The sequence below is a fragment of the Lentzea tibetensis genome (genome assembly GCF_007845675.1).
Lineage (GTDB): Bacteria > Actinomycetota > Actinomycetes > Mycobacteriales > Pseudonocardiaceae > Lentzea > Lentzea tibetensis.
The window spans coordinates 15,420-41,960 of the sequence record NZ_VOBR01000007.1 but is presented as its reverse complement, the minus strand read 5'-3'; the positions used below and the strand labels follow the sequence as shown (position 1 = coordinate 41,960).

Here is a 26,541-nt window from a genome sequence, read left to right as displayed (position 1 = left end):
CGGTGGCGGAGTGGCCGAGTGGTTTAGGCAAGGGCCTGCAAAGCCCTGTACACGGGTTCGATTCCCGTCTCCGCCTCGGACGATTAGCTCAGCGGGAGAGCACTACCTTGACACGGTAGGGGTCACAGGTTCAATCCCTGTATCGTCCATTCGCACAGAAGCCAGGCAGTTCACCAACTGCCTGGCTTCTTGCTTTTCCAGGCCGCGAAGAACGATTTCTTGGCGATGCAACAGGGTGCTCAGCGCTCCGCCGCTTCCGCCAGCTGTCGCAGGCCTTCGAGCATCGCCGCGCGCACGTCCGGAGCGACCTCGGCCAGCGCGGCCGTCAGGTCCCCCGGCCGCAGGACGGTGTCCTTCGCGACGACCTCCTGCCCCTTCGCGGTGAGGCGGAGTGCGAGGCGGCGCTCGTCGTCGGGGTCGCGGGCGCGTTCGACGAAACCGCGTGCCGCCAGTGCTTTCACCATGACCGACGTGGTGCTCTTCGGCAGGCCGAGATGGGTCGCCAGCCACGTCAGCGGGGTGCCGGGCGCGATGTGGTGCAGCAGCTGGCGTTCGTGCTGGCTCAGATCCGGGTCGTCCTGACGATTGAGCGCGCCCCAGATGCGGCGGTACAGTTGCTCGAAACGTTCAGAATCTGAACTGTTCATGATGTGAACATCATACCGCGAGGTGGTCGTCGTGATCGAGATCGTGCGGCAGGCGCACGTCGACGCGCCGGTTGACGACGTGTGGGCCAAGGTGTCGGACGCGGTGAGGGCGCCGGAGTGGTTCGCCTTCGCCGAACGGGTCGAGGTGCGCGCGGGCGACGGCCTCGGCCAGCTGCGCACCCAGCACGGGCGGTGGGGCGGCAAGCCGGCCGAGGTCGACCAGGAGGTCATCGCGTTCGAGCCCGGCAGGCTCCTCGCGTGGCGGCACGTCGAGGAGCGCCTCAACGGCAAGCCCGCGCCGAAGTTCGCGGCGTCGACCGAGTTCCGCATCGAGCTCGCGCAGGAGGACGGCGGCACGTCGGTGACGCTGCGGTCGCTCCAGGAGCCCGCTGGGCGGGTCAAGGGCTGGCTGATGAAGGCGTTCGGCGCCAAGGACGTCGCCAAGGCCATGGAGACGTCCCTGGCGCGCCTGTCAGGCGAAGAACTCGGCCAGTAGGCGGGACACCTCCTCCGGCGCCTCCTCGGGCATCCAGTGGCCGGTGTTGAGCTTGGTCACGCGGAAGTCGGCCGCGAGGTTCGGCAGCTTGGCGCGGAAATCGGCGTCGCTGAACTCCGTGGACAGCGCGAGCAGCGGTGACGGGATCCTGGCGTACGTCTTCAGGTCTGCGATGTCCTGGTGGAACGCCTGGTACCAGCCGTTGCTCGCGCGGATCGCCTCCGCCGGGTCGTAGGCGCGGGCGTAGATCGCGCGGTCGCGGTCCGGGATCGACGTGGGATCGGCGAGGGTGTTGTCGAACAGCCAGTCCTGCACCTGCCGGAACCTGCCCTGCAGCACCTGCTCCGGCAGACCCTGGACCTGGTTGAACGCGAACCACCACAGGTTGAAGCCCGCGCCCGGCCGCGGAATCAGCGGCAGGTCGTAGTAGCTGTCGTCCGGGTGCGCGATGTCCATCAGCGCGACCTTGCGGGTCGCCGCCGGGTGGTTCGCGGCGAAGCTGAACGCCACCTGCGAGCCGATGTCGTGGCCCGCGATGTTGACGCTCTGGTGGCCCAGCGACCGCACCAGCTCCAGGATGTCGCGGGCCATGGTCTTCTTGTCGTAGCCGCCCGCGGGCTTCTCCGAGAGGTTCATGCCGCGCAGGTCCGGCACGATCACCCGGTACTTCCGCGCCAGCGCGGGCATGACCTTGTGGTACTCCCACCACGTCTGCGGCCAGCCGGGCAGCAGGACGAGCGGTTCGCCGCGGCCACCGGCGACGTAGTGCAGCCGGATTCCGTTGGCACGGGCGAAAGAGCTCCGGAAACCGAGCGAGCGGGCCAGCTCGCTGTCGCTGGGTCCGGACGCCGCGGACGCGACGCCTCCGGTGGTGGCGAGCGCCGCCGCCCCGGCCCCCAGCGCGATCATCTTCCTTCTGTTCAAGGACATCTCATGCCTCCCCAGACTTGATGTGGTGAACATACGCGTGGGGTCCGACAGTTTCGGGCTGTTCGCCGCTAACCTGCTGCGCGCAACCGATCCGAGTGAGGACATCGATGCTGCGTCGAACACGACTCTTCGGTACCAAGATGAGGATCACGTTCGAACTGCCGTCCGACGCGCCGCCCGGCCGGGTGAGCGTCGTCGGCAGCTTCAACGGATGGGCACCCGGAGTGCACGAGCTGTTGCCCCGCAGGGGTGGCAGGCGAACGGTCTCCGTGACGCTCCCGCCCGGTGAGCACAAGTTCCGCTACCTCGCCGAGCACGACATGTGGCTCGACGACACCACCGCGGACTACGTCGACCACCAGGGCAGCGTCATCTCCATCTGACGCGCCGGGCCGGTGGTGCGACTAGGGTTGATCTCATGTCCGCACCACCGATCCGGGTGGTCATCGTCGAGGATCACGACATGGTGGCCGAGGCGATCGCGCTCGCGCTCGAGCGCTCCAACGTCCGCGTGACCGCCCGCGCCGACACGATGGCACTCGCGCTGGCCGAGGTCACCCGCCACCGGCCGGACGTGGTGGTGCTGGACCGCAGGCTGCCGGACGGCGACGGCATCGACCTGATCGGCGAGCTGGCCGCACTGGGAGCCCGCGTGCTCGTGCTGACCGCCGAAGCGACAGCCGCCGTGGCGACGAGGGTCGCCGAAACGGGCGGGTCGGGTCTGCTCCTCAAGTCGTCCAAGCTGGACGAGCTGGTCGTCGGCGTGCACCGGGTCGCGAGCGGTGAGGCCGTGTTCGACTCCCGCCTGCTCGCGGGGGTGCTCGACCGGCTGACCGGCCGGGTCGACCCGGCGGGCGCCGCGCTGACCGAACGCGAGCAGCAGACGTTGTTCCTCCTGGCAGACGGGGCGAGCACGCGCGAGATCGGCGTGAAGCTGGGCATCGCGCACAACACCGTGCGCAACCACATCCGCAACCTGCTGCAGAAGCTGGGCGCGCGCTCGAAGCTGGAAGCCGTGTCGATCGCACGCAGGCAGGGCGTGATCGACTAGTGCAGTTGCACTAGTTGACGTGGTGATCCTGTGTCTCGCTCCGGACGCTCCCGTGGCGGACAGTGCGACTGTGAGCACCCAGGCTGACTTCAGCGTGGCCCGCGACGCCGGCAGCGTCGCGCTGGCCAGGGAGTTCGCCCGCATCTTCCTCACCAGGGCCGGATACACCGGATCGCACGACGACGTCATCCTCGTGACCTCCGAGCTAGTCACCAACGCGCTGCGCCACGGCCGCGGCGACGTGGTGCTCCGAGTCGCTGGCGATGCTGGCCGGGTCCGGCTGGAAGTCACCGACCGCAGCAGGCGAAGTCCGCGGCGCAGGCGGTCCGGCACGGACGGCGGCTGGGGGTTGATGCTGGTCGCCGGGCTGAGCACGGACTGGGGTGTCGACGAACGCGACGCGGGCAAGGTCGTGTGGTCCGAGCTGCACGCCGAACCGGAGACGGTCACCTACCCCTGCTGACCGCGCCGGTGGTGCACAGTTGCATCATGTCCGTGCCGCCCGTCGAACCGACCCGCCTGCTCCTGGAGAGCGAGGAGCGCTTCCGGCTGCTGGTGCAGAGCGTCGTCGACTACGGCATCTTCATGCTCGACCCGCAGGGCTACATCGCCAGCTGGAACATCGGTGCGCAACGCATCAAGGGGTACCGCGCCGACGAGATCATCGGCCAGCACTTCTCGGTCTTCTACCCGCCCGAGGACGCGGGGAAGCCGGCACTCGAGCTGGAGACCGCGAAGAGGGACGGGCGACTCGAGGACGAGGGCTGGCGGCTGCGCAAGGACGGCACGCGCTTCTGGGCCAACGTCGTCATCACCGCGCTGTTCGACGACACCGGGGAGCTCCGCGGCTTCGGCAAGGTCACCCGCGACCTGACCGAGCGGCGCAACGCCGAGCTGAGGCTGTCCGAGCGGCGCCTGCTGCTCGCGCACCTCGTCGAGGCGCAGGAGACCGAGCGGCGGCGCATCGCGTGGGACGTGCACGACGACTCCGTGCAGGCCATGATCGCCGTGGGCATGCGGTTGCAGCTGCTGGCGGACGACGTGCCCGCCGAGTACGCGCAAGTGTTGCGAGAGCTGGACGAGGCCGTCGACAGCACGATCAACCGGTTGCGGCACCTCGTCTTCCGGCTCCGTCCTCCCGGGATCGACCAGCACGGGCTCGTGGAAGCGCTGACCAGCTACACGAGCGTCGTGTTGCGGGACAGCGAGCTGCGGCTCGTGCTGCACAACGAGCTCGACCAGGAGCCGCCCGCCGTGGTCGCGATCACGATCTTCCGCATCTGCCAGGAGGCGCTCACCAACGTGCTCAGGCACGCCAACGCGAAAACCGTTCACATCAGTTTGTCCACAGTGGACGACGGGGCGCTGGTGAGGGTCACCGACGACGGCAAGGGCTTCGAGCCCGCCGTGGTCCACAGCGCTCGTGGTCGCGAGCATTTCGGTTTGATTGAAATGCGTGAACGCGCGGAAACCGCGGGCGGCTGGTGGACAGTCGCACCGGACCGTGAGGGCACCACCGTCGAGTTCTGGTTGCCCTTCGTTGGCTCAAGCGGGTGAGTGCTCCTTGTGGTCGCCTCACGCCCACCGTACGGTGAGGCCAACCCGAGTTCAGCAGCGTGCTCGATCCTGATCCGCTGTCTTGAGGATGCGCATGAGCGAACACGTACCCGACGTACCGGACTCGGTCACCGCCACTGAGGTCGACGGCGTGCCGGTGGTCCGGGTGACGGGTGAGGTCGACGAGCACACTGTCGAGCCGATCCGTTCCGCGCTGACGGCCCAGTTCGATCGTCACTCGCCGGCGATCGTGCTCGACCTGTGCGCCACCACGTTCTTCGGCTCCACCGGTCTCTCCGTGCTGGTCGAGTCGCAGCAGCGCGCCGAGAACCAGGACGTGGTCTTCGCGGTCGTCGCCCCGCAACGCGCCGTGCTGCGCCCGATGGCGGTCACCGGGGTCGACCGCGTCGTGCACGTGCACCAGACGCTGCCCGACGCACTGGCCGCGGTCCGCATCCAGCTAGTGAGCTAGCGCGGTGTTGCCGCCGGAGAGCACCAGCACGGTCCTCTCCCCCGGTTCCACCAGCCCCTCCCGCAACGCCGCCAGTCCCACCGCCGCAGACGGCTCCACCAGCAGCTTCGTCGCGTCCATCAACGGCCACCACGCGTCGCGGATGTGCTGCTCGGTCACCTCGACCACCTCGGACACCAGCGCCCGCACGTGAGCCAGCGTGTGCTCGCCCGCGAACGGCGCGGTGAGCCCGTCCGCCATCGAGACCGGCTTCTCCGGCAACGGCTCCGGCCACCCGACGCGCAACGCGTGCGTCATCGCGTTCGCCGTCTCCGGTTCGACGCCCACCACCCGCACACCCGGCAGCGCGGCCGCGATCCCGCTGATCAGCCCACCACCGCCGACCGGCACGAGCACCAGGTCGGCATCACCGATCTCCAGTCCCACGGTGCCCTGCCCGGCGATCACGGCCAGGTCGTCGAACGGGTGCAGCAGCGAGTAGCCGCGCTCGGCCGCGATGGTCTGGCACGTGCCGAGCAGGTCCTCGGTGAACACCACCTCACCGCCGTGCTTGCGCACGTTGTCGACCTTCGCCCGCACGGCCTTCGGCGGCATGCACACGACCGAGGGAATCCCGACCGATCGAGTGGCGTACGCGACGGCCGCGCCGTGGTTGCCCGCGCTGAACGTCGCGATGCCGCGCGGCAGTTCCTCGTAGGACAGCAGCGCGTTGAACACGCCCCTGACCTTGAAACTCCCAGCGTGCTGCAGGTTCTCGGCCTTCACGACCACGCCGAGCTCGGCGCACTCCAGCAACGGTGTGCGCCGCACGTGCGGCGCGATCCGCTCCGCCGCCGCCCGGATCTCCCCCAAGCCGATCACGGCCCCAACGTACCCGCTTGTACGCTGGATCACGTGACGGACGTGGTCGACGATCTCGGTGTGTTCAGGCAGCTCGAAAGGCGTTTGCTCGTCTACAAGTTCGCCGTCGAGGAGCTGATGACCAAGCTCCGCATCCTGAGCGAGGAGTTCGACTCCGTTCACCAGCACGACCCGATCGAGCACATCACCAACCGCATCAAGAAGCCCGACGGCATCCTCGAGAAGCTGCGCCGCAAGGGCCTGCCCGCCGACATCTCACTGATCGACGAGCACCTCGACGACGTCGCCGGTGTGCGCGTGATCTGCCCGTTCGTGTCCGACGTGTACCGCGTGGAGCAGATGCTGCGCCGCCAGCACGACGTCGAGATCATGCGCACCAAGGACTACATCGCCTCGCCGAAGCCGAACGGCTACCGCAGCCTGCACCTCATCGTGCGCATCCCGGTGTTCCTGTCCGACCGGGTCGAGAACGTCAAGGTCGAGGTCCAGCTGCGCACCATCGCCATGGACTTCTGGGCGACCCTCGAGCACAAGCTGTTCTACAAGTACGACGACCAGATCCCCAGCGACTTCGCCGACGAGCTCAGCAGCACCGCCGCCATCGCCGCCCAGCTCGACGAGCGCATGGAGTCGCTGCACCGGCGCGTCCATCTGGAAAACCCGTCGCAGACCGACGGCTCGCCCGGCTAGCGTTCGCCTCTGTTGTTGGCTCTTCTTGGGGAGGCAGTCATGCGCCGCGATCACGAGAACGAATCGTCCTTTTGAGCCGACCAGCAAGCGCCGCAGGGGGTTCCCTCTAGCGAGACCGCGTCAAGCGCGGCTCGCGCAGCGTTGGGGACGGCAAGGAGCTGATCGAGAAGCTCGGCGGGAACGACCCTTGTCCGTGTGGTTCCGGGCGGCGGTTTTCGCCGGTGCTGCCGCGCGGGCGGTGGGTACGACGGCGTGCTGGGCGACTACTACGTGCGTGACTAGAACGCGCCGTGGGTGTGTCCGCGGTTCGGCAAGGCCCTGGGCGCCGGGGATGTCCGCGGGAGCGTGACCGCACGTTCGCGGCAATGCTCACGCGGGCGTCCCCTCGCGCGGAGAACCCCCCGAATCGATGCTCCCAGTCAGCACCGACAATTCCGGGCCAGCAGGGCGAGCCGGGCACAGCGAAACCGGCGCGTACCAAGCGAGCAACGCCTAAACCGGCGGGCACCAAGGGAGCACCGCCAAACCGGCAGGTACCAAAAGAAAGGAGCGCCCGCCGCACTGGCGACCCCCCGCACTGCCAACCGGGCGCGGCCCCCGAGCACAAACCGGCAGCCAAATGAACAGAGCAAACTTTCCCGGAGGACCTCCCCACCCCACCACGAACATCAAGAACCAGGCACCACAACGACCTGCAACTCGGTCACCCACGCGGACTGGTCGTCAGGACAGTCGAGGTACACCTCGCGAGCGAACCCGTCCTGCCGGTACCCGTTGTCCTCGATCCAGGTGGCCAGCACCTGGTACGAGGCCCCGATGTTCTCCATCGCCCCCCGATGGATCAACGAGGCAGCAGTGGGCACAGCAGGCAAGTCGACCACGTCGAAGTCGTACGCGGCAGACGGAGCAACGTTGACCGGCATCCCGGCGTGGACGTTGACCGCGTCCCCGTCAGCAGGTGTGTAGTAAGCGATCCCGGGCCCGACGATGGGCACCCCGGCCCGCTCCAGCCGAGCGCAGAGGTCGGGGTACATGGGCTGGATGACCGGCCCGATGTCCTCGCTGTCGTAGGACGCGGCGACAGCGGACAGAACGGCGACCCGAGCCGCTCCGAGCGGCTTCACGACGATGTCGTCGGTGTGCATGTGGCCTTCCCTTTCAATGGCGCGGAGACGCGCCTCGACCCGGCGCAACCGGGCAGCCGACGCCGAGAGTTCCTGCTGCAGCTCCAAACTGCGCAGCCGCAGCATCCCCTGGAGCTCGGCGAGCGAGATCGACCCGGACAGCACGACGCCGACCTGGTCGAGCGTCAGCCCGAGGTCCTTCAACGCGACCAGGCGGTTGAGCCTGGCCAGTTGCGCGGCCTCGTAGAACCGGTAGCCGGAAGCAGGATCCACGTGGGCCGGCCGCAGCAGCCCGATGGCGTCGTAGTGGCGCAGCATCCGGACCGACACGAGCCCCAGCTGGGCGAAGTCTCCGATGGTGAACATGACGCGTCCTGTCTAGAGGCTGACACGGTGTCAGGGTCAAACACGAGGTTTGAACACGACCACCAGTGGGAACCCCAGGACGTCCATGGACTCATGAGGGGTGACCTTGCAGGTGCGAGTGGGCCGGTCGCGCCCCGGCAGACGTATCGTCGTGCATGAGACGGCAACGCGGTTGGAGGACACACCCCGGACAGAAGTGCGGACCCGATGAGCGAATCCTTCGTGCACCCGGCGTTGTTCTACCGCGACGCCGAGGACTACCTCTCCGCGACCGTTCCGTTCGTCGTGGAAGGGCTCGCCGAGGGCGAGCCGGTCGCGGTGGCCGTGCCACCGCCGAACCTGGCGTTGCTGCGCGACGCGCTCGCCACGTTCGAGAACATGATCGTGTTCCACGACATGTCGCTGGTCGGGCGCAATCCCGGCCGCATCATCCCCGGTGTGCTGCGGGCGTTCGCGGACTCGCATCCCGGCAGGCACGTGCGGATCATCGGGGAACCGGTGTGGCCCGGCCGGTCGGAGAACGAGTACCCGGCGTGCGCGACGCACGAGGCGCTGATCAACAAGGCGTTCAACGGGCGGGGCGCCACGATCCTGTGCCCGTACGACGTCCACCGGCTCAGCGCCGACGTGCTGCGCGACGCGGAGGCGACGCACCCGCTCGTCGTGGACGACAGCGGACCCAGACCCAGTGAGCACTTCGCCCCCGAGCAGGTGATCGCGAGACACAACCGGCCGCTGCTGCCGCCACCGCCGGACGCGGTGCGCACGGAGATCTCCGGGCCGGTGTCGCAGGCGCGCAGGTTCACCAAGGAGCACGCGCTGCACGCGGGGTTCGACCCGCTGCGGCTCGACGACCTGCTGCTCACGATCACCGAACTGGTCACCAACAGCATCGAGCACGGCAGCGGCAACAGCACCGTGCACCTCTGGGCGGACGACGAGGCGTACGTGTGCCAGGTCGCCGACGGCGGCTACATCTCGGACCCGCTCGCCGGGCGGCTGCCGGTCGGGCCGGAGCGGATGGGCGGGCGCGGACTGCTGGTCGTCAACCATCTGGCGGATCTCGTTCGGCTGCACACCACACCGTCGGGCACCACGATCCAGGTCAGGTTCACCCGGTCACACGCCCACAACCAACTGGAAACCTGATCGAAATATCTGGCGAAAACCGCGTTATAGCGTGATCCGGTGCACGACGAGGACACAGAGGTCGGATATGTGGGCGCGCGGTTCGGCTCGCCCTCGGTCCGCAAGCGTCTGCGTGAAGAACGAAGACGTGCCAAGGCGAAACCGGAACCCGAGCCCGCTCCCCCACCGGAGCCCGAGCCGGAGTTCGAACCCGAGCCGGTGTGGCCGGAGTACGTCGACAGCAGCGCGCTGGTCCGGCCGTACGCCAGGACAGGCGGCCGCACGGAGTCGAGCTACGACCTCCGCCTGGAAACCCTGATCTCCGCCGAGGAGGTCAACCTCTACCGCGCCACGAACGACCAGCTGCCGATGATGCGGCTGTGCGTGCACCCGCGTTCGGTCGCCGAGATCGCCGCGCTGTCGGACGTCCCGCTGGGCGTCGCGCGCGTGCTGCTGAGCGACCTGATCACGCTGGGCCTCGTCGCCGTGCACGAGCGCGACCTGCCGGACATGTCGTTGCTGGAACGCGTGCTCGCCGGCCTGCACCGGCTCTGAGCAGGCCCCATAATCAGCACGTGACCACGCCGAAGAAGCCACGGCCGACCCGCATCAGCGGCACCTGGGTCGCGGTGCTCGTCGCGATCGTCCTGCTGATCTTCCTCCTCGTCTTCATCCTGCAGAACCTCGGCACCGCCACGGTCCACTTCCTGTGGGTCGAGGCCACGCTGCCGCTGGGCGTCGCGCTGCTGTTCGGGATGATCGGCGGCGCGCTGACCGTCGCGCTCGTCGGCGCCGCGCGGATCATGCAGCTGCGCAGGCAGGCCCGCAGGGAGCTGACCAAGAAAACGGAACTGGCCAAGAAGACCGGGCTGGCCGAGAAGAAGGAGCTCGCCGACAAGACCGGGCTCGCCGACAAGACCGAGCTGGCTAAGCCTGTTCCGGACGAGTCCTCATCACCAGTTCCACCCGCGAGCTGATCCCGAGCTTCCGGAAGATCTTGCGCAGGTGGAAGTTCACCGTGTGCGGTGACATGAACAGCTGCGTCGAGATCTGCCTGTTCGTCTGCCCCTTCGCCACGAGGTTCGCGATCGCCTGTTCGGTGTCGTCCAAACTGGACCACCCGGACAGCGGCCGGACGGGCTGGGTTCGCCTGCGGCGCCCCAGTTTGCGCAGCCTGCCCATGACACGGGCGCCGTCGCGGATCGCGCCGATCTCGCGGTAGAGGCCGAGCGCGCTCTCCAGCGCCTTCACCGACGCGGCCCGGTCGGATGCCGCCAGCAGCACGCCGAGGTCCTCGGACGCGTTGGCGCGCGCCCACAGGTCGCGGTGCTGCACAGCCGCCTGCTCCAACAGCTTCGCGTCACCGTCGAGCACGCCGCGCGCGTGGATGGCGGCGACCGCGACCGCGCGGAACTCCGGGTTGTCGTCGGCGAAGCGCTCGATCCTGCGCACCACGGCCTCCGCCAGCGCCTGGTCCTCCGCCTCCTGCGCGCGCCGCACGAACCAAGGGGCCGAACGCGGTTCCTCGACGAACAACGCGGAACCCTCGACCAGGTCCGGATAGGTGTCGGTCAGCAACGTCAACGCGCGCTCCAGACCGAAGCCCACGAACGACACCAGCAGGTCGGTCCACTGGTAGTAGGCGGCGGAGAAGACGACCCCGTCCGCGGGGAGCTTGGTGCGGAACCGTTCGACGTGCTCGATCGCGGCAGGCAGGTCGCCGGTGTGGATCGCGACGGTCGCCAGCACGGCCAGCGCGGGCGGGACGAGCAGGACCAGCCCGGTCTCCTCCGCGACGGCCAGCGCGCGGCGCGCCTCGGTCACCGCGTCCTCGATCCGCCCGGCCTGCAACAGGATCCGCGACTGGACGACGGACGTGAGCGTCTCCTTGGGCGCGTTGCCGAGCGGGATGCTGCGCACCCTGCGCACCACGGCGTCCGCGTCGGCGAACTCGCGCAGGCAGCCGAGCTGCGACGCGTACACCAGCTGGGGGTAGCCGCACAGCTCGGTCCCCGCCGCCGAGTTGCCCGCCTCCCTGGCGAGCTGGACCGCCGCGCCGGGCTGCCCGGTGTCGCGGGTGACGACCGCGAGCACGGCGAGCGCGGTCGCCAGCAGGTCCGTCGACGGACCGCGGTGCGCGCGCACGATCGTCTCGGCGATCTCACCCGCGCGAGAGGGTTCGTGGCCGAGCAGGCTCATCAAGCGGGTGATCTCGACCCACTCGACCAGGTCGTCGGGCAGGTCCGGCTCGTCGAGCAGGTGCTCGACGACGTCGACCGCGTCCGCGTACTGACCGCTCAGCATCAGGGTCAGCGCGACGATGTGGCGCAGCTGGGCCGACGCGGGTGCGGAGACCTGGCGGGACAGCGCGTCCTGCGCCATGACCTGCGCGGCGGTCAGCTTGCCCGACGCGGCCAGCGCGCGAACCGCGACGACCGTGCGCGGCATGACCGACTGGCTCGCCGGGTCGGTGAGCTCGAGCGCGCGGACAGCCAGCTCGGCGGAGGCGTCCGGTGCCTGCCGCAGCACGGCTCGCGCGGCGGTGACGAGTCCTTCGATGGACCGGACGTCACCGCGCTGCGCACCGTGCAGCAGGTGCTGCGCGGCGGTGACGGCGGAGTCGCCGCGGTCGAGCAGCATCTCCCCCGCCTCGCGGTGCAACGCGCGCCGCACGGGTGCGGGCACCGAGTCCGAGACGAGCCGCCAGATCAGCTCGTGCCGGAACGCGAGGCGGTCGTCGGCGGACGTCACGACGCCCGCGCCGATCGTCTCGTCGAGCACGGGTAAGAGAACAGCGGTGCTGGTGCCCAGCATCTGCGCGACGTCACCGGGTTCGAAGCCGGCGCCGAGCACGGACGCGACCTGGAGCAGGTGCCGCGCCGGTCCGGACAGGGTGTCGATGCGGCGCCGCATCAGCCGTTCGACGCGGCGCGGCGGCGGTTCCGGCGACAGCACGGCCCGGCCGCGTTCGAGCTGCACCTGGCCGTCCTCGCACAGCGCGGTGAACAGCGCGACCAACTCGGCCGGGTTGCCCTGCGCGAGCGCGGCGAGCGAACGCAGCCCGGCGTCCGGCTTGCCACCCAGCAAATCAGCAACCAGATCGAGGACAACGTTGTCAGGAAGCGGCGAGAGCTCGAGCCGCGTCGCCAGCCCGCCGATGGCCGCGAACGAGCGGTCCGCGCCCGCGCCCGCCACTCGGGCGAGCAGCCACACGACGGGCAGGTCGCGGCAGGTGGGGAGCAACGAGCGCAGCGCGGCGAGCGTGCCGGGCTCGGCGACGTGCAGGTCGTCGAGCACGATCACCGTCGGCTCGGCGGGCGAGCGCTCGGCGACGCGCGCGAGCAGGAACGGCTGATCCAGCTCGTCGGCCGCGGTCTCAACGGTGAAACCCCGGCGCACCGCCTCACGCGCCGCTTCGGCGAGCAGGCGCGTCTTGCCCGTTCCCGGCGCGCCCTCGACGAGCACCACACCGGAACCGGCGTCGAGCACCTTGGCCAGGACGTCCCGTTCTGCGGCACGGCCGTGGAACGCTCCGTCTCGATTCCCCGACACTATTTTTTCCCTTTCCTTCGATGCAGATCCACTAGGCCGATGGGATGACCGTCGTGAGCACGTCGAAGTGCCACCACTACCCATCCGGGTAGTAGCCGCGGAGATCATAGGCGGAACGTCCCTGTTGAGACGCGCCATAGCGTAACTACCTTTACCTGAGCAAGTGGCCTTCATTCAGTAGCATGAAATTCGCGGACACCTTCCCCCACGGATTGCGGAGAGATCTTGAAACACCCGCGAAAAGTGTGGTGCGCCGGAATCAGCAGCGGTGCCACGACCCTCGTCGAAGGCGCTGCGGGTACCGGAAAAACGTCAGCGCTCGACGAAGCCGCGGCGATGTGGGAGGAGCGCGGGCACCGGGTGATCCGGGCGCACGGCAGCGAGCTCGACCGCGAGCTGCCGTTCGGGATCGTGGCCCAGCTCTTCGAGCCGGTGCTCGACGAGGGCGTCGACGTGCCGCCGGACGCGCTGGGCGCGTTGCGGATGACCACCCCGTCGCCGGACTTCGCGGTGCTGCACGCCGTCTACCGGCTCGCGGTGAAGCTGGCCGGTGACAGCGGCCTGCTCGTGGTGGTGGACGACGTGCATTGGGCGGACGCGCCGTCGTTGCGCTGGCTCGCCTACCTGGCGCTGCGCATGCGCCGCCAGCCGATCTCGCTGCTGCTGTCCATCGGCGCGGACGAGCGGTGCGACGACCCGTCGTTCGGCGAGGTCGTCAACCAGCCGACGTGCGAACGCGTGGTGCTCGGCGACCTGGACGACGCGGCGGCGGCCGAGCTGGCCGCGCGCGTCTACGGCGGTGCGGTCGAGCCGGCGTTCGTCGACGCGTGCCTCGCGGCGACCGACGGGAACCCGCAGCTCACCGCGCGGCTGCTGCGCGCGATGTCGGACGACGGCGTGCCGCCGCGCGCGGCGTCGGCCTGGCGGGCAGCCGAGTACGGGACGTTCGTGCGCGGCGAGGTCGTGCTCGGCAGGCTGCGCCGAAGACCGCCGAAGGTGGTGGCCGCGGCGCAGTGCGTCGCGGTGCTCGGACCCGACCCGCACCCGGCGGTGCTCGGCGAGCTGACCGGGATGGGTGCGGTCGAGCTGGCGGACGCGCTGCGGACGTTGGAGGGCATCGGCGCGCTGGGCGCACCGGTGCGCGCGGCCGTGCTCGACGACATGCCGCCCGCGACCCGCTGCGACCTGCACCTGCGCGCCGCGCGGTCGTTGCGCAACCACGGCGCGGACGACCGCGCGGTCGCCGAACAGTTGCTGGAGACCCCGCCCGGCGCCGACCCGTGGGCGGGCGAGGTGCTGGACAGCGCCGCACGCGACGCGGTGAGCAGGGGTGAGCCGGACGCCGCCGCCCGCCTGCTGTGGCGCTCGCTGCGCGAACCGCAGGGCAACCCCGCGCGGGCGTTCCGGTTGCTGGGCACCGCGGAGCTCGTCGGCGGCCTGCCGGGTGCGACGAGCAGGCTGCGCGAGGCGTTCCAGTCCTCTGACGACCCCGTCGAACAGGCGCAGACCGCGATCCCGCTGGCGATCGCGCTGCACGCCGAGCAAGACCCGGCCGAGCTGACGTCCGTGCTCTCCTCCGCCGAAGCCAGGGTCGACGGGCCGCTCGCCGTGCGCCTGCGCGAGCACCGGCTGATGCACGCGTTCGGCTGGGCGGAAGCGGTTCCCGCCACCGTCGTGCCGGAGGACGAGCCGGTCAACATCCTCTACCGCGCCTCGACGAACGAGCTGGACGCGCCTGCCGCCGTCGAGCTGACGATGCGCGTGGTCGCCGACCGGCAGGACGCGATGAGCCGCATCGCGGCCGCGACGACGCTGAGCATCGCCGACCGCGGCGACGACGCGATCGCGTTGATGGACAAGGTGCTTCAGCAGGAGCACGCGCCCGTGGTGCGCGGCCTCGCGTTCCTGTACCGCTCGAACGCGCACCGCCGCAACGGCGACCTGCAGGCGGGCCGCACGGACGCCGAAGCCGCGGAACCGTTGCTGCGCGACGAGAAGCGCTGGCCGACCGTGTCCGCGATGTACGCGACGCTGTGCGTCGACCTGCTGATGGAGGACAACCGGGTCGACGAGGCGGAAGCGGTGCTGGACAAGGTGTGCAGCGAGGGCGTGCGGGCGTCGTGGGCGATGGCCGGGGTGCTGGCCGCGCGCGGCAGGCTGAACATCGTGCGCGGTGACGCCCGTACCGCGCTCGCCGACTTCCTCGCCGCACACGAGCACGCCGCGCGGTGGCCGTTCCGCAACCCGGCGCTGCTGCCGTGGCGCGCGGGTGCCGCACTGGCCTGCGCCGCGCTCGGCGACGGTGAACGCGCGCGGCAGTACGCCGACGAGGAGCTGGCGCGCGCCCGCGCCTGGGGTGCGCCGCGCATGCTCGGCATGACGTTGCGCGCCGCCGGTCGGGTCAACAGCGGTGCCGCGGGCCGGGCGCTGCTGGAGTCCGCGGTCGTCGTGCTGCGCACCTCGTCCGCACGGCTGGAGCTGGCGCGGGCGTTGACCGATCTCGGCGTGGTGCTGCGACGACAGGGCGACACGTCCACCGCACGCGGGCACCTGCGCGACGCGCTGGACCTGGCGAAGAAGTGCGGTTCGGCGGCGTTGTCCGCGCGCGCCCACGCCGAGCTCGTGGCCACCGGGTCCGGGCCTCGCCGGATGCGGCAGACCGGGCCCACCGCGTTGACGCCGACCGAGCACCAGGTGGCGAACCTGGCGGCGCGGGGACGGTCCAACGAGGAGATCGCCACGACGTTGCTCGTGCCCGCGCACGCCATCGAGGGCCTGTTGTCGGGCGCCTGCCGGAAACTCGGTGTCTCCGGCAGGCTCCAGCTGCCCGAGGTGCTCGACCTCGCCGACTAACGTCCTTCGAGATCGCCCTCGGTCTCGAGGTAGGCGGCGCGCAGGGCGTCGAGGGTCTCCTGGTCCGGGTGCTCCCAGAGGTTGCGCGACGCCGCCTCCAGGAGGCGCTCGGCGATGCCGTGCAGCGCCCACGGGTTCGACTCGGTCAGGAACTTCCTGGTCTCCGGGTCCATGACGTACTTGGCGGTGAGCTCCTCGTACATCCAGTCGTGCACGACGCCGGTGGTGGCGTCGATGCCGAACAGGTAGTCGACGGTCGCCGCCAGCTCGAACGCGCCCTTGTAGCCGTGCTGGCGCATCGCGTTGATCCAGCGCGGGTTCACCACGCGGGCGCGGAAGATGCGGGACGTCTCCTCCGTCAGGGTCCGCGTGCGCACCGCCTCCGGACGGGTGCTGTCGCCGACGTACGCGGCCGGTGCCTTGCCGGTCAGCGCGCGCACCATGGTGACCATGCCGCCGTGGTACTGGTAGTAGTCGTCCGAGTCGATGATGTCGTGCTCGCGCGTGTCGATGTTCTTGGCCGCCACAGCGATCCGCCGGTACGCGGCCTCCATGTCCGGCCGCGCCTCGGCACCGTCCAGGCCGCGGCCGTAGGCGTAGCCGCCCCACACCGCGTAGACCTCGGCGATGTCCTTGTCGTCGCGCCAGTTCCGGCTGTCGATCAACGGCAGGACGCCCGCGCCGTACGCGCCCGGCTTGGAGCCGAAGATGCGCATCGTCGCACGCCGCTCGTCACCGTGCTCGGCCTTGTCCGCCTCGGCGTGCGCGCGCACGAAGTTCTGGTCGGCGGGCTCGTCGAGGTTCGCGACCAGCCGCACCGCGTCGTCCAGCAACGCAACGACGTGCGGGAACGCGTCGCGGAAGAAGCCGCTGATGCGCACGGTCACGTCGATGCGCGGGCGGCCCAGCTCCTCGAGGCCGATCGCCTCGAGGCCGGTGACGCGGCGGGACTGGTCGTCCCACACCGGCCGGACACCGATGAGCGCGAGGACTTCCGCGATGTCGTCACCCGAGGTGCGCATCGCGGACGTGCCCCACACCGACAGGCCCACCGAAGGCGGCCACTCGTTCTCGTTGTCGTCGCGGTAGCGCTGCAGCAGCGAGTCCGCCATCGCCTGACCGGTCTCCCACGCGAGCCGCGACGGGATCGCCTTCGGGTCGACCGAGTAGAAGTTGCGGCCGGTCGGCAGCACGTTCACCAGGCCGCGCAACGGAGAACCCGACGGGCCTGCCGGGACGTAGCCGCCGTCCAGCGCGTGCAGCAGGTTCGTCATCTCGTCGGTCGTGCGCGCGAGACGCGGCACGACTTCGAGAGCCGCGAACTCGAGGATCTTGACGACGTTCTCGTTGTCGCTCAACGACTGCGCGACCGAGGCGTCCCAGCCGGCGTCCTCCATCGCCTGCACGAGCCCCTTGGCCTGTGCCTCGACGGCATCGGTCGACTCACGGGTGGTGTCGTTGAGCCCCAACGCTTCGCGCAGGCCGGGCAGCGCGGCGACCTGGCCGCCCCACATCTGCCGCGCCTGGAGCATGGCGAGCACGAGGTTGACCCGCGCCTCGCCTTCCGGTGCCTGGCCGAGGATGTGCAGACCGTCGCGGATCTGGACGTCCTTGACCTCGCACAGCCAGCCGTCGACGTGCAGGATGAACTCGTCGAACTCGGCGTCGTGCGGCCGGTCGTCGAGGCCGAGGTCGTGGTCGAGCTTCGCGGCCTGGATCAGCGTCCAGATCTGCGCGCGGGCGGCGGGAACCTTGGCCGGGTCCATCGCGGAGATGTTGCCGTACTCGTCGAGCAGCTGCTCCAGCCGCGCGATGTCGCCGTAGCTGTCGGCGCGGGCCATCGGCGGGACGAGGTGGTCGACGAGCGTGGCGTGCGCGCGGCGCTTGGCCTGCGTGCCCTCACCGGGGTCGTTGACGAGGAACGGGTAGATCAGCGGCAGGTCGCCGAGCGCGGCGTCGGTGCCGCAGCCCGCGGACATGCCGACCGTCTTGCCGGGCAACCACTCCAGGTTGCCGTGCTTGCCGACGTGCACGACCGCGTCGGCGCCGAAGTCGTGCTGCAGCCACTGGTACGCGGCCAGGTAGTGGTGGCTCGGCGGCAGGTCCGGGTCGTGGTAGATCGCGATCGGGTTCTCGCCGAAGCCGCGCGGCGGCTGGACCATCACCACGACGTTGCCGGACCGCAGCGCGGCCATGACGATCTCGCCGTCTTTGTTCTTCGAGCGGTCGACGAACAGCTCACCGGGCGCTTCGCCCCAGTGCTGCTCCATCTCCTCGCGGAAGTCGTCGGGCAGCGTGCCGTAGAACTCGCGGTAGCGCGCGGCGGTCATGCGCACCGGGTTCGTCTCGAACTGCTCCTGGGTGAGCCAGTCCGCGTCCTGGCCACCGGCGGCGATGAGCGCGTGGATGAGCGCGTCACCGTCCGCTGCATTGAATTCCTTGTCCCTTCGGGGGTCCACACCGGGCAGCTCGTTCCCGATGTCGTACCCGCGTTCCCGCATGGCCTGCAGCAGCCGGACGGTGCTCGCCGGGGTGTCGAGGCCGACCGCGTTGCCGATGCGCGAGTGCTTCGTCGGGTACGCCGAGAGCATCACGACGATCTTGCGTTCGGCGGGCGGGATGTGCCGCAGGCGGGCGTGCCGGACGGCGATGCCCGCCACGCGGCCCGCGCGCTCGGGGTCGGCGACGTAGACGGTGAGGCCGTCGGCGTCGATCTCCTTGAAGGAGAACGGAACCGTGATGATCCGGCCGTCGAACTCGGGGATCGCGACCTGGGTCGCGGTGTCCAGCGGGCTCAGGCCGTCGTCGTTGGAATCCCACGACTCGCGGCTGCTGGTGAGGCAGAGACCCTGGAGGATCGGCACGTCCAAAGCGGCCAGCGCGCCGACGTCCCACGCGTCCTCGTCACCACCGGCGCTCGCCGCGGACGGGTTCGTGCCACCGGCCGCGAGGACCGTGACGACGAGCGCGTCAGCCTTGCCGAGCGTGTCCAGCAGCTCGGGCTCGGCGGTGCGGAGCGACGAGCAGTAGACGGGCAGCGGGTTGCCGCCCTTCGCCTCGATCGCGTCGCACAGCGCGTGCACGAACGCCGTGTTCCCGGCGACGTGGTGCGCCCGGTAGTAGAGAACCGCCACGACCGGCCGACGTGCGTCTCCCAGCGGAAGTCCGGGCTTCTCCTCGCGCTCCAGCAGCCCCCACGTGGGCGTGGGCTTGGGCGGTTCGAAGCCCTCACCGGTGAGCAGCACGGTGTCGCTGAGGAAGTTGTGCAGCTGCTGGAGGTTCGCCGGGCCGCCGTGCGCGAGGTACGTGTGCGCCTCGGCGACGACGCCCTTCGGCACCGTCGACAGCTCCATGAGCTGCGCGTCCGGCGCCTGCTCGCCGCCGAGCACGACCACCGGGCGCGGTCCGGCGAGGAGGTGGTCGAGGCCTTCCTCCCACATCCGGCGGCCACCGAGGATGCGGACGACCACCAGGTCGGCGCCCTCTTCGAGCGCGGGCAGGTCGTCCTTCGAGAGCCTCGCGGGGTTGCCGAGGCGGTAGTCGGCGCCGCTGGAACGAGCGGACAGCAGGTCTGTGTCGGAGGTCGACAGCAGCAGGATCACGCGCGGGCTCCATCCCTCGGGGGTCCTCGCCCCTGTTGTTGGGCACGGCGTCGCGGAGTTCCTGACTCCCAGACGTTTGACCTGGTCACAGTGGCGGGACCGCGCCGGACTCACACCGGCTTCCTCCTGTGCTTCGCCGTTCGGTGGTCACCCTAACCGGCGTTTACTGTGTGGCCCATGCGCGCTCACCCGGATGCCTGTCCCGGCGCCGTCGATCTGCACCAGGCGGCGGACGGCGGACTGGCTCGGATCCGGGTTCCGGGTGGATCACTGTCGGCCGAGCAGTTCGACGTGCTGAGGGTCGCGGCGCTGGAGCTCGGCAGCGGGTTCCTCGAACTGACCTCACGGGCGAACGTGCAGATCAGGGGCTTGGACTCGGGCATCGAGCTGAGCGGACGGCTGCGCGCGGCCGGCCTCCTGCCGTCCGACACGCACGAGCGGATGCGCAACATCATCGCGGCGCCGCTGGACGACAACCAGGACCTCGTGGACGCCATCGACCAGGCGCTGTGCGCTGAACCGGTGCTGGCCGATCTGCCTGGGCGTTTCCTCGTCACGGTCGGCGCTGCGGTCAGCGGGCTCGGTGGCGACATCGGGTTGGTCGGTGACGCGTTGTTCCTGGCAGGGCAGGACTCCGGGCTGCGGGTCACCGATCCGGTCGGGGCCGTGGTGCGGGCGGCCCTGCTGTTCGGGGAGATGCGCGGAACGGCGTGGCGGCTGTCCGAAGTGGACAACGGTGTGCGAAAGATCACCTCCGCGCTGGGGGTGCCGGGCCAGGCGCGAACTTCGGCCGTTGTGACGCCTGCCATACCCGGCCCGACGGTCGCCGGTGTGCCGCTGGGCAGGCTCGACGCGCGGCTGCTCGCGGGTGTTCCGGTGCGGATCACGCCGTGGCGCAGCCTGGTCGTGCCCGAGGGAACGGACACGACTGGCCTCTTCACCTCACCCGACTCGCACTGGCACGGTGTCTCCGCGTGCACCGGACGCCCCGGCTGCGCGAAGTCCCTTTCGGACGTGCGAGCCGACGTCACCGCGTGGCTCGGCACGCCGCACGCGAGCCTCGTGCACTGGTCCGGCTGCGCGCGCAGGTGCGGGCGCCCGGCGGGCGATGTGGTGGAGTACGTCGCGACCGGCGACGGGTACGAGGAGATCAGGTGACCAGCTACATCAGGGACGGCGCGGAGATCTACCGCCAGTCCTTCGCCACCATCCGCGCGGAGTCGGACCTCTCCGGGCTGCCCGCCGACGTCGCGCAGGTCGCCGTGCGGATGATCCACTCGTGCGGCATGACCGACCTGACCGAGGATCTCGCGTACTCGGCCGACGTGGTGCGTGACGCCCGCAAGGCGTTGCGCGCCGGTGCGCCGATCCTGTGCGACGCCACCATGGTCGCCGCGGGTGTCACGCGGCGCAGGTTGCCCGCGGACAACGAGGTCCTGTGCTTCCTGGCCGATCCGCGCACGCCCGGTCTCGCGCAGGAGATCGGGAACACGCGCAGCGCGGCCGCTCTCGAACTGCTGCAGGACCGCTTCGCCGGCGCGGTGATCGCGATCGGCAACGCGCCCACCGCGTTGTTCCACCTGCTCGACCTGATCGCCGCGGGCGCGCCGAAGCCGGCCGCCGTGCTGGGCATCCCGGTCGGCTTCATCGGTGCCGCCGAGTCGAAGGAAGCCTTGGCGGCCAACGAGCTCGGCCTGGAGTACCTGGTCGTGCACGGCCGCCGGGGCGGCAGCGCCATGACGGCCGCCGCCATCAACGCGATCGCGAGCGAGGACGAATGACGGGCAAGCTCTACGGCGTCGGGCTGGGTCCGGGCGATCCGGAACTGGTGACCGTCAAGGCGGCGCGGCTGATCTCGGCGGCCGACGTCGTCGCCTACCACAGCGCGCGGCACGGTCGCAGCGTGGCGCGATCCATTGCGGCGCAGTACTTCCGCGACGGCGTGATCGAGGAGCAGCTCGTCTACCCGGTGACGACCGAGGACAGCGACGACTACCAGGGCGAGATCGACGCGTTCTACGAGACGGCCGCGGCCCGGCTGGCCGCGCACCTCGACGCGGGACGCGACGTGGTCGTGCTCGCGGCGGGCGACCCGTTCTTCTACGGCTCGTACATGCACATGCACAAACGCTTGGCGCACAAGTATCCGTGGGAGGTCGTGCCCGGCGTGACGTCGGTGTCCGGCGCGTCGGCGGTGCTCGGCAAGCCTCTCGTCGAACGGGACGAGGTGCTGACGATCCTGCCCGGCACGCTGCCGCAGGACGAGTTGGCACGCCGGATCGCGAACACCGACTCGGCCGCGATCCTCAAGCTGGGACGGACGTTCGGCGGCGTGCGGTCGGCGCTGGAGGAGGCCGGACGGCTGGGTGACGCCTGGTACGTCGAGCGAGCGACGACCGGCAAGCAGCGGTTGTCGCCGCTGGCCGACGTCGACCCGGACACGGTGCCGTACTTCTCGCTGGCGATGCTGCCCTCGCGCGCGCACCACGAGCCGAAGGTCGCCTCGACGTGGTGCGACGAGCCGGGTTCCGTGGTCGTCGTCGGCCTCGGGCCGGGTGGTCCGGAGTGGCTCACGCCCGAGGCGCGGCAGGCGCTCGACGAGGCCGACGCGCTGGTCGGGTACACGACGTACCTCAACCGCGTTCCGCAGAAGCCCGGTCAGGCCAGGCACGCGTCGCACAACCAGGTCGAGTCCGAGCGCGCCGCGTTCGCGCTGGACCTGGCCCGGCGCGGGCAGCGGGTCGCGGTCGTCTCATCCGGTGATCCGGGTGTGTTCGCGATGGCCACGGCCGTGCTGGAGGTGGCCGCCGAGTCGCCGGACGTCGCGGTGCGCGTGCTTCCCGGTGTGACCGCCGCGAACGCCGTCGCGAGCCGGGTCGGCGCGCCGCTCGGGCACGACTACTGCGTGCTGTCGCTGTCGGATCGCCTGAAGCCGTGGGAGATCATCGCGGAACGGCTGGAGGCCGCCGCGAAGGCCGACCTCGTGATCGCGATCTACAACCCGGCGTCGACCGTGCGCACGACGCAGGTCGAGGAGGCTCGCGATCTGCTGCTGCGGCACCGCGCCCCCGGCACTCCCGTGGTGGTCGGCCGGGCCGTCGGCTCGGAGAAGGAGGAGGTGCACGTGGTGACGCTGGCCGAACTCGACCCGGCGACCGTCGACATGCGCTGCCTGCTGATCATCGGCTCGTCGCAGACGCAGGTGACGCCGCAGGGCGTCGTGTTCACGCCCCGGCGGTACCCAACCAGCTGACCGCGGCCTCGACGGTCTCGACCACCGGCGCGTCCGGGAGCGTCGGGCGGCGGACGATCACCACCGGCAGGCCGAGCTGACGGGCCGCGACGAGCTTCGCGGACGTCATCTCGCCGCCGCTGTCCTTGGTGACGAGCACGTCGATCCGGTGGCGGCGCATCAGGTCCAGCTCGCCGTCGACGGTGAACGGGCCGCGGTCGAGCAGCACCTCGATGCGCGCGGGCATCGGCGGTGAAGGCGGTTCGACCATGCGCGCGAGGAACCACTGCGGCGCGTCGGCGAACGCGGCGATGTCCTGCCTGCCGGTGGTGAGGAAGACCCGGTCACCGGGCAGGTCGACGGCGTCCCCGACCGACGGGACCCACCGCCAGTCGTCGCCGGGCCGCGGCGTCCAGCCCGGCCTGCGCAGGATCAGGAACGGCACGCCCAGCCGTGACGTCGCGGCGAACGCGTTGGCCGTGATGCGCGCGGCGAACGGGTGCGTGGCGTCGACGACGGCGGTGATCCCGTTGGCGCGCAGGTAGTCGGCCAGGCCGTCGACACCGCCGAACCCGCCCACGCGCACCTCGCCGGACGGCAGCCGAGGGTTGCTCACCCTGCCCGCGAGCGAGGTGATCGCGGTGACCTGCGCGGCGAGCCGGCGGGCTTCTCCGGTGCCACCGAGTATCAACACCGTCACTCGCGCATCAGTCCTGTGGGGAGGAGACCAACGTGAACACAGGACGCAGAGTACGTTGACCGGCGCCGGGGAGGTCCGGGTGCTCGGCCCGGTCGAGGTGCACGGGCCGCGCGGGCGCGCGGCGTTGAGCGGGGCCCGGCAGCGGACGCTCGTGGCGGTGCTAGCGCTGCACACGGGCTCGGTGCTGCCGACGGAACGGCTGATCGACGTGCTGTGGGGTGACGACCCGCCGCGCACCGCGGTGAAGTCGCTGCACAGCCACGTCGCACGCGTGCGGCAGGCGCTGGCCGACTGCGGCATGCCGGGTGCGCTCGTCACCCGCGAGCCCGGCTACCAGCTGACCGCGGACGTGGACGCCTCGAGATTCGAGAGAGACGTCAAGGCCGGGCGGTTCCACGAGGGCCTCGCACTGTGGCGCGGTGATCCGCTGGCCGACGCCGAGCTGTTCGGCTGGGGTGTGGCCGAGGTCGACCGGCTGCGCGAGGTGCGGTTGTGCGCGCTGGAACAGCTGTGGCAGGCGGAGCTCGACCGCGGCAACCACGCGGACGCCATCGGCGAGCTGGAGCGGTTGCTGGTCAGCCACCCGGCGCGGGAGCGGTTCGTGCGGCTCGCGATGCTGGCGTTGCACCGCACCGGCAGGCACACCGACGCGCTGGAGACCTACCAACGGCTGCGCACCCGGCTGGCCGACGACCTCGGCGTCGACCCGAGCCCGGACCTGATGGAGCTGCACACCGCGATCCTGCGCCGCGACCCGTCGCTCGAGGTGCGCACCGTGAAGCCCGCGGAACTGCCCGCCCGCGCCGGCTACTTCACCGCGCGGAACGCCGAGCTGGCGGCGTTGTCGCCGGACGGCCCGTCGGTCGTGGTGGTCTGCGGCGCGGCCGGTGTCGGCAAGACGTCGCTGGCCGTCGAGTGGGCGCACCGGGTCGCTGAGCGCTACCCGGACGGGCAGCTGTTCGTCGAGCTGGGCGACCGGACCGACGCGCTCGCGCACGTGCTGCACGCGCTGGGCGCGGACCAGCCGGCGTCGCCCGGCCTCTACCGCTCTTTGTTGCACGGCAAGCGTTTCCTCATCGTGCTCGACAACGCCCGTTGCGCGCGGGACGTGCTGCCGCTGGTGCCGGGCGATCCCGGCAACCTGCTGCTGGTCACCTCACGCGACGCGCTGGCGGCGTTGAACACGTCGTTCGCCGTGCGGACCGTGCACCTCGACGTGCTGAGCGCATCGGACGCGGTCGCGTTGCTGCGGGGCGTGATCGGCCCGCGGGTCGACGAGGAACCCGACGCAGCCGCCGCGCTGGCCGCGCGGTGCGGGCACCTGCCGCTCGCGCTGCGCATCGCCGCCGCGAAGCTCGCCGCCCGGCCGCGGCGCAGGATCGCGGAGCTGGTGGCGGAGCTCGACCGCGCCGACCCGTTCGACGTGCTGGCGGTGGACGACCGCTCGGTGCGCGCGGTGTTCACCAGCGCCTACCGCGCGTTGAGCCCGGCGGCACAACGGCTGTTCCGGCTGCTCAGCCTGCATCCCGGCACGTTCGCCGAGCACCTGGCCTGCTCGCTCGGCACCGGGCTGGACGAGCTGGTGGACGCGCACCTGGTCAGCGAGGTGGTCAGCGGGCGGTACCGCTTCCACGACCTCGTCCGGCTGTTCGCGCGGTCGTGCGGCACCGAGGACGTGCAACCACTTCTGGACTGGTATCTCGACATCGCGTTCGCGGCCAACACCGTGTTGTCGCAGACGCATCACCGGGTCAGCCGGCAGTCCACCTCGGTTCCGTTCGGCTCGGATCGCACCGATGTGCTCGCGTACCTCGACGCCGAGCGGGACAACCTGCTGCCGGTCGTCCGGCTGGCCGCGGCACACCAACGGCACGCCGAGACGTGGCAGCTCACGTACCTGCTGACCGGCTACTTCGAGGCGCGCGGCAACTGGACGGCCCGCGTCGAGCTGTGCGCGGTGGCGCTCGACGCCACCAGAGCGCTCGGCGACCCGTGCGCCGAGGCGGAGATGTTGCGCGCCTCGGGAGTCGCGTACTTCATGACTCGTCAGCTGGACCTCGCTATCGAGGTGCAGCGCAAGGCGCTCGTGCTCGTCGACGGTGATCCGCAGAGCGAGGGCAGGCTGCACAACAACATCGGCAACGCCTACGCCGAGTTGCGCCGCTTCACCCCCGCGCTGGCGGCGTTCGAGCAGGCCATCGAACGCAACCAGGCCGCGGGCGATCCGCTGGGAGTCGCGCTGTCCCAGCGGAACCTCGGCTACACGTACGTCCGAATGGGACGGACGAAGCTCGCCCTGCCTCATCTCCGCGAGGCGCTCGCGACGTTCCGCGCGTCCGACCACCTGCGCATGGTCGGCGCGACGCTCAACACCCTGGGCACCGCGCATCAGCAGCTCGGCGAGCACGCGACCGCGCTGGAGCACTTCGGTGAGGCGCTGCGCATCGGCCGCGCGCTGGGCGACCAGCGGTTCGAGGCCGACGCGCTGGCCGACCTCGGCGTCACCCGGCTGGCGCGGGGTGACCTCCCGGCGGCGCACGCCGCGTTCGACGAGGCACTGGAGGTGTGCCGGGGCATCGCCGACCGGCACCGGGAGGCCACCGTCCTGCACCACCTCGGGCAGGTCGGGCTGCGTCGGGGTGACCCGTCGAGCGCGCGGGGCTACCTGGCGCTCGCGATCGAGGTGCACCCCGACCCGTTCGAGAAGGGACTGGCGCACCGCACCTCCGCCGAGGTGGAAGCGCGGTGCGGGAGGTGGTACGAGGCGGCGCGGCACTGGGCCAGTGCGGTCGACCTGCTCCGCGCCGCGCGGCTCAGTGAGACTTGATCGTCACCGCCCCCGTCGCCTTGACGATCCGGCCTGCGCTGACCCGCGTGGCCACGACGTCGAACTTCGAGTCACGCCCACCGGCGAGCGTCTTGATCGTCAGCACCGCGTGGTCCGTCCCGGCCCGGACGACCACGCGGCCGGTCGGGTCGGCTTCGAACTCGCGGCCGGGACGGGCCGAGCCGTTGTCCACGCGGTACTCGGCGGTGATGTCCCGCATGGTCACCTCGTCCAGCTGGAACTTCACCTTGCACGGGTTCGGGACCACGCACACCGGACCGTCGTTGACCGACAGCTCGCACTGCTCGCCGCAGCCCGCCGGGGTCGCCTGCGCCGTGCAGGGCAGCACGAGCAGCGACAACAACGCCACCAACAGCTTCATCAGGTAACTCCCCCTCGGATGGTCGCTTCCGCTCCAGCGGAGTTGCCCACCCGCTCCGTGATACGTCACGA

At 70.6% G+C, this 26,541-nt stretch carries 24 protein-coding genes, 2 tRNA genes and 1 riboswitch; of the genes, 18 read left to right on the top strand and 8 right to left on the bottom strand.

Annotation, left to right across the window (positions count from 1 at the left end):
* Nucleotides 1–4: 4 nt before the first annotated feature.
* Nucleotides 5–76: transfer RNA gene (locus tag FKR81_RS12570), tRNA-Cys, on the top strand.
* Between the two features lies 1 nt (nucleotide 77).
* Nucleotides 78–149 (top strand) — tRNA-Val (locus FKR81_RS12565).
* Between the two features lie 90 nt (nucleotides 150–239).
* Here FKR81_RS12565 and FKR81_RS12560 read toward each other — a convergent pair.
* A complete protein-coding gene (locus tag FKR81_RS12560) occupies nucleotides 240–647 on the bottom strand; it encodes a MarR family winged helix-turn-helix transcriptional regulator (protein WP_146351303.1) in 408 nt (135 codons plus the stop codon).
* Between the two features lie 31 nt (nucleotides 648–678).
* Between FKR81_RS12560 and FKR81_RS12555 the strand changes: the two genes are divergently transcribed.
* Nucleotides 679–1,143, top strand: coding sequence for an SRPBCC family protein (locus FKR81_RS12555; RefSeq protein ID WP_186762939.1), 465 nt, complete (start codon nucleotides 679–681; stop codon nucleotides 1,141–1,143).
* On the opposite strand, the gene FKR81_RS12550 is transcribed toward FKR81_RS12555, so the two are convergent.
* Nucleotides 1,120–2,073 carry an alpha/beta fold hydrolase gene (locus tag FKR81_RS12550; RefSeq protein WP_146351300.1) on the bottom strand — a complete coding sequence of 318 codons (954 nt, stop codon included), beginning with the start codon at nucleotides 2,071–2,073 and terminating at the stop codon, nucleotides 1,120–1,122. The genes FKR81_RS12555 and FKR81_RS12550 overlap by 24 nt on opposite strands.
* Before the next feature lie 140 nt (nucleotides 2,074–2,213).
* Here FKR81_RS12550 and FKR81_RS12545 point away from each other — a divergent pair, with 140 nt between their 5' ends.
* From FKR81_RS12545 to FKR81_RS12525, 5 genes are all read left to right on the top strand, one after another.
* A complete protein-coding gene (locus FKR81_RS12545; protein WP_235921499.1) occupies nucleotides 2,214–2,456 on the top strand; it encodes a glycoside hydrolase family 13 in 243 nt (80 codons plus the stop codon).
* A gap of 35 nt (nucleotides 2,457–2,491) precedes the next feature.
* Entirely contained in the window at nucleotides 2,492–3,124 is a 633-nt protein-coding gene (locus tag FKR81_RS12540) for a response regulator transcription factor (RefSeq protein ID WP_146351297.1), read from the top strand.
* A 70-nt stretch (nucleotides 3,125–3,194) separates the two neighbouring features.
* Entirely contained in the window at nucleotides 3,195–3,587 is a 393-nt protein-coding gene (locus tag FKR81_RS12535; protein WP_186762938.1) for an ATP-binding protein, read from the top strand.
* Between the two features lie 26 nt (nucleotides 3,588–3,613).
* A complete protein-coding gene (locus FKR81_RS12530; RefSeq protein WP_146351293.1) occupies nucleotides 3,614–4,681 on the top strand; it encodes a PAS domain-containing sensor histidine kinase in 1,068 nt (355 codons plus the stop codon).
* A 94-nt stretch (nucleotides 4,682–4,775) separates the two neighbouring features.
* Nucleotides 4,776–5,153, top strand: coding sequence for an STAS domain-containing protein (locus FKR81_RS12525; protein WP_186762937.1), 378 nt, complete (start codon nucleotides 4,776–4,778; stop codon nucleotides 5,151–5,153).
* Here FKR81_RS12525 and FKR81_RS12520 read toward each other — a convergent pair.
* Entirely contained in the window at nucleotides 5,142–6,014 is an 873-nt protein-coding gene (locus tag FKR81_RS12520; RefSeq protein ID WP_222598246.1) for a threonine ammonia-lyase, read from the bottom strand. The genes FKR81_RS12525 and FKR81_RS12520 overlap by 12 nt on opposite strands.
* Nucleotides 6,015–6,047: 33 nt before the next feature.
* Here FKR81_RS12520 and FKR81_RS12515 point away from each other — a divergent pair, with 33 nt between their 5' ends.
* On the top strand, nucleotides 6,048–6,704 hold the full coding sequence (locus FKR81_RS12515) for a GTP pyrophosphokinase (RefSeq protein ID WP_235921498.1): 657 nt from the start codon (nucleotides 6,048–6,050) through the stop codon (nucleotides 6,702–6,704).
* Nucleotides 6,705–6,862: 158 nt separating this feature from the next.
* Nucleotides 6,863–6,982: an SEC-C metal-binding domain-containing protein gene (locus FKR81_RS45980; RefSeq protein WP_222598263.1), complete on the top strand. Its 120-nt coding sequence runs from the start codon at nucleotides 6,863–6,865 to the stop codon at nucleotides 6,980–6,982.
* A gap of 390 nt (nucleotides 6,983–7,372) precedes the next feature.
* On the opposite strand, the gene FKR81_RS12505 is transcribed toward FKR81_RS45980, so the two are convergent.
* Entirely contained in the window at nucleotides 7,373–8,194 is an 822-nt protein-coding gene (locus tag FKR81_RS12505) for a MerR family transcriptional regulator (protein ID WP_146351290.1), read from the bottom strand.
* Nucleotides 8,195–8,401: 207 nt separating this feature from the next.
* On the opposite strand from FKR81_RS12505, the gene FKR81_RS12500 reads away from it, so the two are divergent.
* The 3 genes from FKR81_RS12500 to FKR81_RS45630 are packed head-to-tail and all read left to right on the top strand — an operon-like array spanning nucleotide 8,402 to nucleotide 10,299.
* On the top strand, nucleotides 8,402–9,343 hold the full coding sequence (locus FKR81_RS12500; protein WP_146351288.1) for an anti-sigma factor RsbA family regulatory protein: 942 nt from the start codon (nucleotides 8,402–8,404) through the stop codon (nucleotides 9,341–9,343).
* 39 nt (nucleotides 9,344–9,382) lie between these two features.
* The gene (locus FKR81_RS12495) at nucleotides 9,383–9,877 is read left to right on the top strand and encodes a DUF742 domain-containing protein (protein ID WP_146351286.1); all 495 of its coding nucleotides are present in this window, start codon (nucleotides 9,383–9,385) and stop codon (nucleotides 9,875–9,877) included.
* 20 nt (nucleotides 9,878–9,897) lie between these two features.
* A complete protein-coding gene (locus FKR81_RS45630) occupies nucleotides 9,898–10,299 on the top strand; it encodes a LapA family protein (protein WP_407936521.1) in 402 nt (133 codons plus the stop codon).
* Here FKR81_RS45630 and FKR81_RS12485 read toward each other — a convergent pair.
* Nucleotides 10,250–12,874, bottom strand: coding sequence for a LuxR C-terminal-related transcriptional regulator (locus FKR81_RS12485; RefSeq protein ID WP_146351284.1), 2,625 nt, complete (start codon nucleotides 12,872–12,874; stop codon nucleotides 10,250–10,252). The genes FKR81_RS45630 and FKR81_RS12485 overlap by 50 nt on opposite strands.
* Before the next feature lie 225 nt (nucleotides 12,875–13,099).
* Between FKR81_RS12485 and FKR81_RS12480 the strand changes: the two genes are divergently transcribed.
* Nucleotides 13,100–15,727, top strand: coding sequence for an AAA family ATPase (locus FKR81_RS12480; protein ID WP_146351282.1), 2,628 nt, complete (start codon nucleotides 13,100–13,102; stop codon nucleotides 15,725–15,727).
* On the opposite strand, the gene cobN is transcribed toward FKR81_RS12480, so the two are convergent.
* Nucleotides 15,724–19,329 (bottom strand): cobaltochelatase subunit CobN, encoded by a 3,606-nt coding sequence (cobN, locus tag FKR81_RS12475; RefSeq protein WP_146351280.1) that lies wholly within the window; start codon nucleotides 19,327–19,329, stop codon nucleotides 15,724–15,726. The two genes, FKR81_RS12480 and cobN, sit on opposite strands and share 4 nt — an antisense overlap.
* A gap of 55 nt (nucleotides 19,330–19,384) precedes the next feature.
* Nucleotides 19,385–19,455: riboswitch (cobalamin riboswitch) on the bottom strand.
* A gap of 51 nt (nucleotides 19,456–19,506) precedes the next feature.
* On the opposite strand from cobN, the gene FKR81_RS12470 reads away from it, so the two are divergent.
* The 3 genes from FKR81_RS12470 to FKR81_RS12460 are packed head-to-tail and all read left to right on the top strand — an operon-like array spanning nucleotide 19,507 to nucleotide 22,582.
* Nucleotides 19,507–20,487, top strand: coding sequence for a hypothetical protein (locus FKR81_RS12470; RefSeq protein ID WP_146351278.1), 981 nt, complete (start codon nucleotides 19,507–19,509; stop codon nucleotides 20,485–20,487).
* Nucleotides 20,484–21,110, top strand: coding sequence for a precorrin-8X methylmutase (locus FKR81_RS12465; RefSeq protein ID WP_146351276.1), 627 nt, complete (start codon nucleotides 20,484–20,486; stop codon nucleotides 21,108–21,110). The genes FKR81_RS12470 and FKR81_RS12465 overlap by 4 nt, the downstream gene beginning before the upstream one ends.
* Entirely contained in the window at nucleotides 21,107–22,582 is a 1,476-nt protein-coding gene (locus tag FKR81_RS12460; protein WP_146351274.1) for a precorrin-2 C(20)-methyltransferase, read from the top strand. The genes FKR81_RS12465 and FKR81_RS12460 overlap by 4 nt, the downstream gene beginning before the upstream one ends.
* Here FKR81_RS12460 and FKR81_RS12455 read toward each other — a convergent pair.
* On the bottom strand, nucleotides 22,554–23,261 hold the full coding sequence (locus FKR81_RS12455; RefSeq protein WP_235921493.1) for a cobalt-precorrin-6A reductase: 708 nt from the start codon (nucleotides 23,259–23,261) through the stop codon (nucleotides 22,554–22,556). The genes FKR81_RS12460 and FKR81_RS12455 overlap by 29 nt on opposite strands.
* 55 nt (nucleotides 23,262–23,316) lie before the next feature.
* On the opposite strand from FKR81_RS12455, the gene FKR81_RS12450 reads away from it, so the two are divergent.
* Complete coding sequence (locus FKR81_RS12450; RefSeq protein ID WP_235921492.1) at nucleotides 23,317–26,088, top strand: AfsR/SARP family transcriptional regulator; 2,772 nt, start codon at nucleotides 23,317–23,319, stop codon at nucleotides 26,086–26,088.
* Here the strand turns inward: FKR81_RS12450 and FKR81_RS12445 are convergent.
* The gene (locus tag FKR81_RS12445) at nucleotides 26,075–26,470 is read right to left on the bottom strand and encodes a hypothetical protein (RefSeq protein ID WP_146351272.1); all 396 of its coding nucleotides are present in this window, start codon (nucleotides 26,468–26,470) and stop codon (nucleotides 26,075–26,077) included. The genes FKR81_RS12450 and FKR81_RS12445 overlap by 14 nt on opposite strands.
* Nucleotides 26,471–26,541: the final 71 nt, after the last annotated feature.